This is a genomic window from Devosia sp. YR412 (assembly GCF_900110945.1).
In the GTDB taxonomy this organism is placed as follows: domain Bacteria; phylum Pseudomonadota; class Alphaproteobacteria; order Rhizobiales; family Devosiaceae; genus Devosia.
Genome location: NZ_FOFL01000006.1, coordinates 137,954 through 150,301, shown reverse-complemented (window position 1 = coordinate 150,301; position 12,348 = coordinate 137,954). Strand labels below are relative to the sequence as shown.

Below are 12,348 nucleotides of genomic sequence, written 5' to 3'. Positions count from 1 at the left end.
TGCGCTGGCATGTCCAGCACCCCAAGCTTCCGCGCCACCTATCGTCTCCAGCTCAACCGGGATTTCACCTTCGCCCATGCAGAGGCGCTGATCCCCTATCTCAGCGATCTCGGCATCAGCCACGTCTACCTCTCGCCCATCCTGATGGCGCGACCGGGCAGCACGCATGGCTATGACACGGTGGACCATGCAAGGATCAATCCAGAGCTCGGCAATCTGGCTGCATTCCGTAGTCTTGCAGCACGAATGCAGGCTGCAAACATGGGTTTGCTTGTCGATTTCGTCCCCAATCACATGGGCGTCGGCGGCGCGCATAATGGGCTTTGGCTCGACGTGCTCAAGCACGGTCAGGACAGCAAATATGCCGAGTGGTTCGACATCGACTGGAGCAGAAAGCTGCTCGTCCCCTTCCTCGGTAAGACCTATGCCGAAGCCTTGGCCGCCGGCGACATCGTGCTCAAATCCGACAGCGACGGCTTCGCCATCTGGGCCAACGACAACGAAAAACTGCCCCTCCGCCCCGAAGATGAGCGGACTTTGAACGATCATTACGGCACCCCGGAAGCCGCCATCGCGGCCCTCACAGGCTCCGCTCTCGACGCCCTGATCCAACGCCAGCATTGGCGCCTGGCCCATCACGCTGTGGCCGCCGACGAGATCAACTACCGGCGTTTTTTCATCAATTCCGACCTCGGCGGCATTCGCATCGACCGTCCGGATGTGTTCGATCATGCGCATCAACTGATCTTCCAGCTGGTCGAGGAAGGCCTGATCCAGGGCCTGCGCATCGATCATGTCGACGGCCTGCTCGATCCCAAGGGCTATGTCGAAACCCTGCAGGCCAAGACGCCCAGGCCGATCTATCTGCTGATCGAGAAAATCCTCGCGCCTCATGAGCGCCTGCGGCCCGATTGGCCGGTCGATGGTACCACCGGCTATGAATTCGGCGCCCAACTGACCCGATTGCTGGTGCCCGCGACAGCCGAGACGGCGCTCAGCGCGACCTACGAAGACTTCGTCGGTCCGGTGCTGGCGCCGCAGGATCAGGAATATCTCTGCAAACTCAGGGTGATGGACAATGAATTGGCGGCCGAACTGTCGGCGCTCGCCAAGCATCTGTCGGCCGTGGCCTGGTCGCATGGCGAAACGCACGACCTCACCGAAAACGGCCTGCGCAAGGCGATCCGCGAAGTCATCGCCCATCTGACCGTCTATCGCACCTATATCGACGACAGCGGCGCCACGCCCCGCGATCGCCGTGAAATCGGCCTCGCGCTCGCCAAGGCCCGCCGCGCCAAGCCGCATTTCACCCCGGCGCTGTTCGACTTCATCGAGGAATTGCTCGGTGGTCATCTTGGCGCCGAATATGACCCGCGGCTGATCCGCACCGCCATTGGCAAATTCCAGCAATATTCCGGTCCGGTCATGGCCAAGGGACTGGAAGACACGGCGCTCTATCGCCACCACCGCCTGATCGCGCTCAACGAAGTCGGCGCCCATCCCGAGCGTTTCTCCATCAGCGTCGCCGCCTTCCAAGACGCCAACCAGCGGCGCCTTGCCGATAGCCCCGACGCCATGCTGACTACTTCCACGCATGACACCAAGCGCGGTGAAGACCTGCGCGCCATTGTCGGCGCCATTGCTGAGCATCCGGCGGAGTGGGACCGCGCCGTCAAAGCCTGGCGCGACATGTTGCCGGCCGAAGCCATCCACGCCAATGACCTCTACCTGTTTTTCCAGCTCCTGCTCGGCGGCTGGCCGGCCTTTGGCGAACCCGAAGACTTTGCCACCCGCATCAAGGGCGCCATGGAAAAATCCCTGCGCGAGGCCCGCGAGCACACGGACTGGGGCGTCAACAACACCGGTTACGAAAGCCGCGTCGCCGACTTCATCGATGCGGCGCTAAGCAATTCCGCCTTCATGGCCCGCTTCCAGCAGGACCGCGAACCCTTCCTCGCAACCGGCCTGCGCAAGGGCCTGGTTCAGGCTGCGCTCAAGCTGACCGTGCCGGGCATGCCCGATACCTATCGCGGCGCCGAGGACTGGGAGCAAAGCTTCGTCGACCCCGACAACCGCCGCCCGGTGGATTTCGTCGCATTGGCGCAGCGCCTTGCTAATCCGCAGGGCTCGCGCGACGACAAGCTGATCCTGACGCAAAAACTGCTGCAGCTCCGCCAGCGCTTCCCGGACCTCTTCGCCCGCGGCAGCTGCCAACCGCTCGACGCCGCCCCCGGCACGATCGCTTTCCAGCGAGAATATGGCGGCAACGCCCTGCTGGTCGTGGCCAATCTGGCGGCCAACGGTCCCATGACTCTGCCGCCAAACCTTGGCGACTGGACCGATGTACTGGCCGATACCAATGGCTCTGACGCACTGCGCACGCTGTTTGTCGGATACCGCCAGAACTAACGCTTTGGCACCTTGGAATATGCGCGCTGGTGTGGTCGGATCGCTGCCGACCACCGGACAAGTATTGCCATGCAGAAAATCATCGCCGAACTCGAAGACAAGCGCGCCCAGGCGCGGCTCGGCGGTGGCCAGAAACGCATCGACACCCAGCATGGCAAAGGCAAGCTGACGGCGCGAGAACGGCTCGACGTGCTGCTCGATCCAGGTTCTTTCGAAGAATACGACATGTTCGTCACCCATCGCGCGGTGGATTTCGGCATGGCCGATACCATCATCCCCGGCGATGGCGTCGTCACCGGCTGGGGCACGATCGAAGGCCGGCTGGTCTACGTGTTTTCGCAAGATTTCACCGTGTTCGGCGGCTCGCTCAGCGAAACCCATGCCAAGAAAATCTGCAAGATCATGGACCTGGCGCTGCAGAATGGCGCGCCGGTGATCGGGCTCAATGATAGCGGGGGCGCCCGCATCCAGGAGGGCGTCGCCTCGCTTGGCGGCTATGCCGATGTGTTCTGGCGCAATGTGCAGGCCTCCGGCGCCGTGCCGCAGATTTCTGTAATCATGGGCCCCTGCGCCGGCGGAGCGGTCTATTCGCCCGCGATGACCGACTTCATCTATATGGTCAAAGACACGAGCTACATGTTCGTCACCGGGCCGGATGTGGTGAAGACAGTCACCAATGAAAGCGTCACCCAGGAAGAACTCGGGGGCGCCTCGACGCACACGAAAATCTCCTCAGTGGCCGATGCCGCCTTCGACAATGACATCGAGACCCTGCTCGAAGTGCGGCGCCTGTTCGCCTATCTGCCGCTGGCCGCCGGGCAGAAGCCGCCGCGCCTGCCGACGCTTGATCCGGTCGACCGCCGCGATGACAGCCTCGACACCATCATCCCCGACAGCGCCAGCAAGCCCTATGACATGCGCGAGGTGGTGGAAAAGGTGGCCGACGAGGGCGAGTTCCTCGAAATCCAGAAGGACCACGCCGGCAATATCCTCTGCGGCTTTATCCGGCTCGACGGCCACACCGTCGGCGTCGTCGCCAACCAGCCGCTGGTGCTGGCCGGCTGTCTCGACATCAATGCCTCAAAGAAAGCCGCGCGCTTCATCCGCTTCTGCGACAGCTTTGAAATCCCCATCCTGACCTTTGTCGACGTGCCCGGCTTCCTGCCCGGCGTGGCGCAGGAATATGGCGGTATCATCAAGCATGGCGCCAAGCTGCTGTTCGCCTATGCCGAAGCCACCGTGCCGCTAGTCACCGTCATCACGCGCAAGGCCTATGGCGGCGCCTATGACGTGATGGCGAGCAAGCATATCAAGGCCGACGTCAACTACGCCTGGCCCTCGGCCGAAATCGCCGTGATGGGGGCCAAGGGCGCCACGGAAATCCTCTACCGCTCCGAACTGGGCGACAAGGACAAGATCGCCCAGCGCACCGCCGATTACGAAGCGCGGTTTGCCAATCCCTTTGTCGCGGCGGAGCGCGGCTTCATCGACGACGTGATCATGCCGCATGGCACGCGGCGCCGGGTGATCCGGGCGTTCTCGACGCTGCGCCACAAGAGCGTGCAAATGCCCAAGAAGAAGCACGACAATATTCCGCTGTGAGGAGAGATAGCGTGATCACCAAACTCCTCATCGCCAATCGCGGCGAGATTGCCTGTCGAGTCATCAAGACGGCCAGGAAAATGGGCATTGCCACCGTAGCGGTCTATTCCGACGCCGACCGCGAGGCGCTGCATGTGCGGATGGCTGACGAGGCGGTGCATATTGGGGCGCCGCCGGCCAAGGATTCCTATCTGCAGATCGACAGGATCATTGCGGCCTGCCAGCAGACTGGGGCGCAGGCGGTGCATCCGGGCTATGGTTTTCTCAGCGAAAACTCCAAGTTTGCCGAGGCGCTGGAGGCGGCCGGGATCATTTTTGTCGGCCCGCCGGTCAAAGCCATCGAGGCGATGGGCGACAAGATCACGTCCAAGAAGTTGGCGGCGGCGGCCGGTGTATCGACCGTGCCTGGCCACATGGGGCTGATTGCCGATGCCGACGAGGCGGTGAAAATCAGCCAGTCGGTCGGCTATCCGGTGATGATCAAGGCCTCGGCGGGCGGTGGCGGCAAGGGTATGCGCATTGCCTGGAACGATGCCGAGGCGCGCGAGGGTTTCGAGCGCAGCAAGTCCGAGGCCGCATCCAGCTTTGGCGATGATCGCATCTTCATCGAGAAATTCGTCACCGAGCCGCGCCATATCGAGATCCAGCTGATCGGCGACCAGCACGGCAACGTGCTCTATCTCAACGAGCGCGAATGCTCGATCCAGCGCCGCAACCAGAAGGTCATCGAGGAGGCGCCGAGCCCCTTTCTGGATGAAGCCACCCGCAAAGCCATGGGCGAGCAGTCGGTCGCGCTGGCCAAGGCGGTTGGCTATACCTCGGCCGGCACGGTGGAATTCATCGTCGACGGCGAGCGCAATTTCTATTTCCTCGAGATGAATACGCGGCTGCAAGTGGAACATCCGGTGACCGAGTTGATCACCGGGCTGGACCTGGTGGAGCTGATGCTGCGTGTCGCCAATGGCGAAAAACTGGCGCTGACGCAGGCCGAGGTGCAGCGAAAGGGCTGGGCCATCGAGAGCCGGCTTTATGCCGAGGACCCTTATCGCAATTTCCTGCCCTCGACCGGCCGGCTGAGCCGCTACCGGCCGCCGGCGGAAAGCGCGTCCGAAAAGCTGGCCGTGCGCAATGACACTGGCGTCTTCGAAGGCGGCGAGATTTCCACCTTCTACGATCCGATGATCGCAAAGCTCTGCACTTGGGCACCGACGCGGCTCGAGGCGATCGACGCCATGGCTGAGGCGCTGGATAGTTTTGAAGTAGAAGGCGTCGGCAACAACCTGCCGTTCCTCTCGACCGTGATGGACCAGGACCGCTTCCGCGAAGGGCAGCTGACCACCGGCTATATCGCCGAGGAATTTCCCGAGGGCTTTTCCGGCGCCGAATTGCCGCGCGGCCGGCTGATCGAGGTGGCCTCGGCCGCCGCGATGATGCGGTTGGTGCAGGAGGATCGCAAGGGTCTCGTGGCGCATGCGCCGCTGGTCTCGACCTCAGAACTCTATGGCGAATATGTCGTGGTGATCGCGGGCGAACATATCCCAGTGACCCTGCATCGGCTCGATCCGGCTGGGCGTTGGGAACTGAACCTGTTCGACACCGCGCTCACCGCTCAGGGTTTTGCCTGGCAGCCGGGTGAGACTCTGGCCAGCGTGACCTGGTCGACCGGCGAGACCTCGGTGCTCAAGGTCAATGCCACGACGGCCGGCTTCCGCATCCGCTATCGCGGCGCCGATCTCAAGGTCATGGTGGTCCGGCCGCATGTCGCGGCCTTGCTGGGGCATATGCCGGTGAAAGTGCCGCCCGACATGAGCCGCTTCCTGCTTTGCCCCATGCCGGGGCAGGTGGTGCGGATCGATGTCAGCGAAGGCGATGTGGTGGAGGATGGCCAGACGCTGGCCATTGTCGAAGCCATGAAGATGGAAAATGTGCTGAAGGCCGAAAAGCGCGCTCGCGTGAGCAAGGTGCATGCCGTGGCTGGCGCCGTGCTGGCGGTGGATGCGGTGATCCTCGAATTCGAGGCGGTGTGATGAGCAACAGCTTCGCCCATTGGGCCAAACTGGCCCAAAAGGAACTCCGCGACACGCCCCTGTCATCGCTCGACCGCGACTATGGCGGCATCCCGGTCAAACCCGTCTACTTCGGCGAGGGCGCGGCAACCCCCGGCGTGGAACCCTTCACCCGCGGCGTGCGGGCGACCATGTATGCCAACCGGCCCTGGACGATCCGGCAATATGCCGGCTTCTCGACGGCGCGGGAAAGCAATGCCTTCTATCGGCAGGCTCTGGAAAAGGGGCAGAAGGGCCTCTCGGTTGCCTTCGATCTGGCGACCCATCGGGGCTATGACAGCGACCATCCCCGCGTCATCGGCGATGTCGGCAAGGCGGGTGTGGCGATCGACTCTGTCGAAGACATGAAAGTGCTGTTCGACGGCATTCCGCTCGATCAGATGAGCGTCTCGATGACCATGAATGGCGCGGTGATCCCGGTGCTGGCCATGTTCATCGTCGCGGCGGAAGAGCAGGGCGTCAGCCAGGACAAGCTCGACGGCACCATCCAGAACGACATCCTCAAGGAGTTCATGGTCCGCAACACCTATATCTACCCGCCCGAGCCGAGCATGCGCATCGTCGGCGACATCATCGCCCATACCGCGCGGCATATGCCGAAATTCAACTCGATCTCCATCTCGGGCTATCACATGCACGAGGCCGGGGCGACGGCGGTGCAGGAGCTGGCCTATACGCTGGCCGATGGCATGGAATATGTCCGCGCTGCACAGGCGCGCGGGCTCGATATCGATGTCTTTGCCGGGCGGCTGAGCTTCTTTTTCGGCATTGGCATGAACTTCTTTTTGGAAGTCTCCAAGCTCCGCGCGGCGCGTCAGCTGTGGAGCGAGATCATGACCGGGCTGGGCGCAAAGGATGCGCGCAGCAAAATGCTCCGCACCCATTGCCAGACCTCGGGCGTCTCGCTGACCGAGCAGGACCCGCACAACAATATCGTCCGCACCACCATCGAGGCTTTGGCCGCGACGCTGGGCGGGACGCAGAGCCTCCACACCAACAGCTTCGACGAAGCCATCGCGCTGCCGACTGAATTTTCCAGCCGCATTGCACGCAATACGCAGCTGATCCTCCAGCATGAAAGCCGCATCACCGACGTGGTCGATCCGCTGGGCGGCTCATACTATGTCGAGGCGCTGACGGCGCAACTTGTGGCGGAAGCCAAGGCGCTGATCGGTGAGGCCGAACTGGCCGGTGGCATGACCCGGGCAGTGCAGTCCGGCGGGCCCAAGCTCGAGATCGAAAAGGCGGCGGCGCAGCGCCAGGCGCGGGTCGATCGCGGCGAGGATGTCATTGTCGGCGTCAATCGCTACCGGCTCGATGTGGAAGACCCAATCGAAGTGCGCGACATCGACAATGCGAAAGTGCGGCTGGAACAGGTGGCACAATTGCAGCGCATCCGCGCCAGCCGCGACGAGGCCAAATGCCAGTCCATGCTGTCGGCCTTGCGCGAATATGCGGCCAAGGACGAGGGCAATCTGCTCGAGGCGGCCATCGAAGCCGCCCGGGCGCGGGCGACCCTGGGCGAGATTTCCTCGGCCATGGAAGACGTCTTTGGCCGCCATGCGGCGATCACCCGCGTCATCTCCGGCGTCTATGCGGATGGTTACGGCGACGATCCGGAATTTGTCGCCATCGCTGGGCGGATCGAGAGCTTCAAGGCGGCCCGGGGCCGCGCGCCGTCGATCTTCATCGCCAAGATGGGGCAGGACGGTCACGACCGCGGCGCCAAGGTGATCGCCTCGGCCTTCGCCGATCTCGGCTTCACCGTCCATATGGGCGACCTGTTCGAGACGGCGCCGGAAGTGGCGGCGCATGTCGATGCGCTCAAGGTCGATGCGGTGGGCGTCTCCTCGCTGGCGGCGGGGCACAAGACGCTGGTGCCGGAATTGATCCATGCATTGTGGGATCGCGAATTGGGCGACGTGACCGTCATCGTCGGCGGCGTCATTCCCGAGCAGGATTATGACTTCCTCTATGATGCGGGTGTCGCCGGGATTTTCGGTCCCGGCACCAATGTGCTGAGCGCCGCCTTTTCGGTGCTTAACGAGATCGAGGGAAGGCTCTCCAATCGATGATCGGCCGCCTCAATCACATCGCCATCGCCGTGCCGGATTTGGCCACAGCTGCCGCGAAATATCGCGACCTGCTGGGTGCCCATGTCGGCCAGCCAATCGTCTTGCCCGAGCATGGGGTGACGGTGGTGTTCATCGACACCGGCAATTCCAAGGTGGAACTGCTGGAGCCGCTGGGCGCGGGCTCGCCGATTGCGGTTTTCCTGGCCAAGAACCCGGCAGGCGGCATGCATCACATCTGCTTTGAAGTGCCCGACATTCTTGCCGCCGCAGCGATGCTGACCGCCAGCGGCGCGCGGGTGCTGGGCGATGGAAAGCCCAAGACCGGGGCGCATGGGCTGCCGGTGCTGTTCCTGCATCCCAAGGACTTTGACGGCACGCTGATCGAGCTGGAGCAGGTGGCCAGCTAAGCCGTCGGCGTCCACGGTTGCATCTGCAGCACATTGCCGCCGAGCTTCGCAAAGGCGCGCTGGCGGCAGGAGAAGACCAGGATTTGCTGCTCGCGCGCCTGCTGGTGCAGCGCATTGAACATGCGCTCGATGCGGTCGTCGTCGGAATAGACCAGAGCATCGTCGAGGATCACCGGCGCCGGCCGGCCATCGCGGGCCAGCAGACTGGCAAAGGCCAGTCGGGTCAGCACTGATAGCTGCTCGCGCATGCCGCCGCTGAGGCGCTCGACCTGTTCGTCCAGCCCGTTGCGCCGCACCGATTGCAGCAGCAGGGTGTCTTCGTCGAACTGGATGGAAATGTCGTCGAACAGCAGGCCGAGCAGCGGCAGCAATTCGCTGACCACGGGCTTGAGATAGAGGTCCCGCGCCGACGAGCGGGCAGCAATGAGGCCAGCGCGGAGCCTTGTCAGCACGGCGACTTCGCTTTCGAACCGCGCCACATCGGCACTGGCCTTGGCCAAGGCCTCGTTGGTCTCCTGCCAGACCTCCTCCACTGCGCTATCGGCGCGGGCGGTGATATTGCCATTGAGATCGGCCAGCGTGACGCGCAATTGGCCCGCCTCCTGATCGGCCGCCGCTGCCACCGAGCGCAACCTGCGCAATGTGGCTTCGGCCGCCACCAGATCATGCGCTTTTGGTCGAAGCGCAGCGGCATGGGCTTCGGCGGCAGCGTGTGCCTGTTGTAGGCGTATGCGTGCCTCGGTCAGCGCCGCCTGACGGGCGCCACGTTCGGCCACTGGCCCAAGTTGGCTGTCGAGCGTCGCGATCTCGGCCACAATGACAGCGAGCCGCGCTTCGGCTGCCACGGCCGCCGTGGTGGCCTGTGCCAAGGCCGGCTGTCGCTCGCGGGCAAGGTTTCGTGCCATGTCGATAGTTTGGGCCAGCGTGGCATGAACCACGCGCAATGCGGCCGGATCGCCCTTGAGTACAAGGTCCACCGCACCGAGATCACCCCAGCGGGCAATCTCGGCCTGCAGCGCGGCAAGACCTTGCGGTGCCAGATCGGCGAGCCTTTGGCGGGCCAGATCGAGCGCAGCAGATTTTTGCTGTGCTTCCGCCTGCCGCTGTAGCGCAGCAGCCAAGCTCTCGACGCCAAGCGCGTCCAGCAATTTGTCACGCTTGCCAATCGCCTGCTCGATACCGCGATCGGCTTCAGCCGGACGGTTGGACCGCAGCGTCAGCGCACCAACGCCGGCGATATCCAGCCGCAAGGAATGCGCAAAGCCCACATCGGCACCACCGTCCACAGGCACGCCGCCTGCGGTAATCGTGCCCTCGCCGCCGGCCGCATAGTCCATCCGCAGCGTCGGCAGTGTCGCCTCCTGCGCCGCCCGCAGGCGCACGAGGTCCAGCTCAACCGTCTGCAATTGCGCAATTGCCGCCGGGGCAATGATGAGCACCGCCAAGGCTGCTTCCGCCTGCTCGACGCTGAGCCGCGCCGCCTCGGCTCGCTCAAGCTGACCGCGCAATTGCGCCAGCCTGTCCGCCGCATCCCGCGCCTGCATGGCGGCATCGAGGCGGGTCAGCAGCGCCCGATGCTCGCGCTCCTCGGTCTCGGCCGTCGTTACCGCGGCCAAAGCCTGATCGCTCTCCGCCGCCGCCATGGCCCGCTGGCTCACGGCCTGGTCGCGCCGCGTCTGCGTCTCGACCCGCTGCTGCGCTAGTCTTCCCGCCTGCTCCAGCGCCGCGGTGAACCCAGCCAGATCAGTGGCGGCTTTCTCCGCGTGATGCCGCGCCAATGTCGCCTCGGCTTCTGCCGCCTTCAGCGCCTCGCTATGACTTTTGGCCGCTTCGAAGGCAGCTTCGGCCGCCGCAATCGCATCCTTGCGCCCCTTCTGCTCGTCCGGCTGTTCCAGCTCGGTCAACCGCATGCGGGCCACCCGGCGCTTGTCCAGCGCCTCACGCAAAGTGGTGACTTCGCTCGCCAGCCGCACCTCGTCCGACGCCAGCCGATCGCGCTCCTCAATCGCCCCGGCATAGCGCCCGCCCGCCTTGGGGCGCAGCGTCGCCGTCACCAGCTTGAACAATTCCTCCTCGCAGGCGCTCAGAATTTCCGCCATGCGGCGGCCGCCGGTCAGTGCTTCGACTTCGCCCTGCACGGACGACAGCAGCGTTTCGCGCACGCGCTTGTCGCTTTCCTCGTCGCCCTTGCTGCGCTGTTCGATGCCGGTCATGCCCTGCCGCACCCAGAGCAGGCCGGCCGGCCCGGCCGAGCCGCCGCGGGTCAATTCGCCGATGAAAGCCTCGGCCTCGTCGGCCTGGGCAATTAGCCGCCCCGTACCGAGATCGCGCACCTCCGCTCTTTTGCCGGTGTAAAACTGCTTGGTCAGCCGAAACTGCCCGTCCGCCGCGGCAATATCGGCCTCGACCAGCGGATTGCCGCCGCTATAGGGTTTTAGCAGCTGTACGCTCTTGCCGGCGCTGGTATGCGGCTGAAAGAACAGCGCATGCAGCGCCTCGAAGGCGGTGGATTTGCCATGTTCATTGGCCGCCGTCAGCACATTGACGCCGTCGCCAATGCCCTCGATGGCCACGCCATGCCCACCGAAACGCTTGACGTTATGCAGCCGCAGCGCGGTGAGCTTCATGGCGCAATGGCCTCGCAATAGGTGAACAACCGCACCAGCGCCGCATTGGCTATCTCGCGTTCGGCCTCGGAGCGCGCAGCATCCTGGCTCTCCAGCAGCAGCGCATTGGCTGCATCGCGCAAGGCGCCGCTGCGATCGATCCGGTCGAGATCGGCCGCATCGGCATCGGTGGCCAGCCCGTCGGCGTTCACTTCGAGATGGGCAAAGTCGGGCGCGATCTGGTCGAGCGCCGCCAGCAGGGCCGTGCGCGCCGGCAGTCGCGTCCGGCCATTGGCCATCACCCGAAGCAGGGTCTGGCGCCGATCAACCGCTATCGGCAACAGCGTCTCCAGTGCCATGACACCATCCTCGCCCGACAACAGCTCCAGCGACAGATCGCGCCAGGTAAAGCTCGCCGTCTCGACCGCGCTGACCTGCGGCGGCGCGCCGGCGCCATCCAGCGTCACGAGCAGCGCGCTGCCCGGCCGGTCATGCTTGAAGCGATCCGGCTCGGGTGTGCCGCTATACCAGGTGCGCTCATTGACGGCGATCTGGCCATGCCAGTCGCCCAGCGCCAGATAGTCGAGTCCGGCCAGCGTGGCGCGATTGGGCGCGATGACGTCGGACGCCGCCGTATCCTCGGAAAACTGCTGGATCGCGCCATGGGCGAGGCCGATACGCAGCGTGCCCTCCGGCGTTGCCGCGGAACTCATCCAGTCGGTCAAATCGCGCCCCGGCCGCCGCGCGGTGCAGGGCGCCGGCAACACGGTGATATCAGGCGCAAGGTCGATCGGCGCCGTCGTCACCGCCAGCACCACATTGGCTGGCGCCGCGGCCCGTGCCGCGTCCCAGAGTTGATCGGCCAGCAGGCTGTCGTGATTGCCCGGCAGCATGATCCAGGTCAGGCTGGCATGCCGCCCCATTTCCGCCAGCGCCTGGCGCAGGATGGCCGGGGTCGGCGTTTCGGTATCGAATGTGTCGCCGGCCAGCAGAATGGTGTTGGCACCATTGGCAAGGGCCTGTGCCGCCAGCCTGCCGATGGCGCCGTGCCGCGCCTCGCGCAAGCGGCCACGCAGGTCGTCAGGGAAATTGCCGAAGCGCTTGCCGAGGTGCAAATCAGAGCTGTGCAGGAAACGAAACATGGCTTCACACAGAGCCCAGCGCGCGGGCAATTGCAACTGCA

General features: G+C 64.3%; 7 protein-coding genes. 5 read left to right on the top strand and 2 right to left on the bottom strand.

Annotated features, from left to right (window positions below; translation table 11 throughout):
- Positions 1–9: 9 nt before the first annotated feature.
- The 5 genes from treY to mce all read left to right on the top strand — a co-directional run bounded on the left by treY (position 10) and on the right by mce (position 8,559).
- Positions 10–2,409, top strand: coding sequence for a malto-oligosyltrehalose synthase (gene treY, locus BM045_RS17170; RefSeq protein ID WP_092185454.1), 2,400 nt, complete (start codon positions 10–12; stop codon positions 2,407–2,409).
- Positions 2,410–2,478: 69 nt separating this feature from the next.
- Entirely contained in the window at positions 2,479–4,011 is a 1,533-nt protein-coding gene (locus BM045_RS17165) for an acyl-CoA carboxylase subunit beta (protein ID WP_092185452.1), read from the top strand.
- 11 nt (positions 4,012–4,022) lie between these two features.
- On the top strand, positions 4,023–6,038 hold the full coding sequence (locus BM045_RS17160) for an acetyl-CoA carboxylase biotin carboxylase subunit (RefSeq protein ID WP_092185450.1): 2,016 nt from the start codon (positions 4,023–4,025) through the stop codon (positions 6,036–6,038).
- Complete coding sequence (gene scpA / locus BM045_RS17155) at positions 6,035–8,152, top strand: methylmalonyl-CoA mutase (protein WP_210185037.1); 2,118 nt, start codon at positions 6,035–6,037, stop codon at positions 8,150–8,152. The genes BM045_RS17160 and scpA overlap by 4 nt, the downstream gene beginning before the upstream one ends.
- On the top strand, positions 8,149–8,559 hold the full coding sequence (gene mce, locus BM045_RS17150; protein ID WP_092185446.1) for a methylmalonyl-CoA epimerase: 411 nt from the start codon (positions 8,149–8,151) through the stop codon (positions 8,557–8,559). Before scpA ends, mce begins: the two co-directional genes overlap by 4 nt.
- On the opposite strand, the gene BM045_RS17145 is transcribed toward mce, so the two are convergent.
- Both BM045_RS17145 and BM045_RS17140 read right to left on the bottom strand, forming a co-directional pair.
- Positions 8,556–11,186 carry an AAA family ATPase gene (locus BM045_RS17145; RefSeq protein ID WP_092185445.1) on the bottom strand — a complete coding sequence of 877 codons (2,631 nt, stop codon included), beginning with the start codon at positions 11,184–11,186 and terminating at the stop codon, positions 8,556–8,558. The two genes, mce and BM045_RS17145, sit on opposite strands and share 4 nt — an antisense overlap.
- Positions 11,183–12,307 carry a metallophosphoesterase family protein gene (locus BM045_RS17140; protein ID WP_092185443.1) on the bottom strand — a complete coding sequence of 375 codons (1,125 nt, stop codon included), beginning with the start codon at positions 12,305–12,307 and terminating at the stop codon, positions 11,183–11,185. The genes BM045_RS17145 and BM045_RS17140 overlap by 4 nt, the downstream gene beginning before the upstream one ends.
- Positions 12,308–12,348 lie beyond the last annotated feature (41 nt).

What these genes read in the sequence shown, in the direction of transcription:
- treY (WP_092185454.1), top strand. Translation starts at nt 10, where the DNA reads ATGTCCAGCACCCCAAGCTTCCGCGCCACCTATCGTCTCCAGCTCAAC.
- BM045_RS17165 (WP_092185452.1), top strand. Translation starts at nt 2,479, where the DNA reads ATGCAGAAAATCATCGCCGAACTCGAAGACAAGCGCGCCCAGGCGCGG.
- mce (WP_092185446.1), top strand. Translation starts at nt 8,149, where the DNA reads ATGATCGGCCGCCTCAATCACATCGCCATCGCCGTGCCGGATTTGGCC.
- BM045_RS17145 (WP_092185445.1), bottom strand. Translation starts at nt 11,186, where the DNA reads ATGAAGCTCACCGCGCTGCGGCTGCATAACGTCAAGCGTTTCGGTGGG.
- BM045_RS17140 (WP_092185443.1), bottom strand. Translation starts at nt 12,307, where the DNA reads ATGTTTCGTTTCCTGCACAGCTCTGATTTGCACCTCGGCAAGCGCTTC.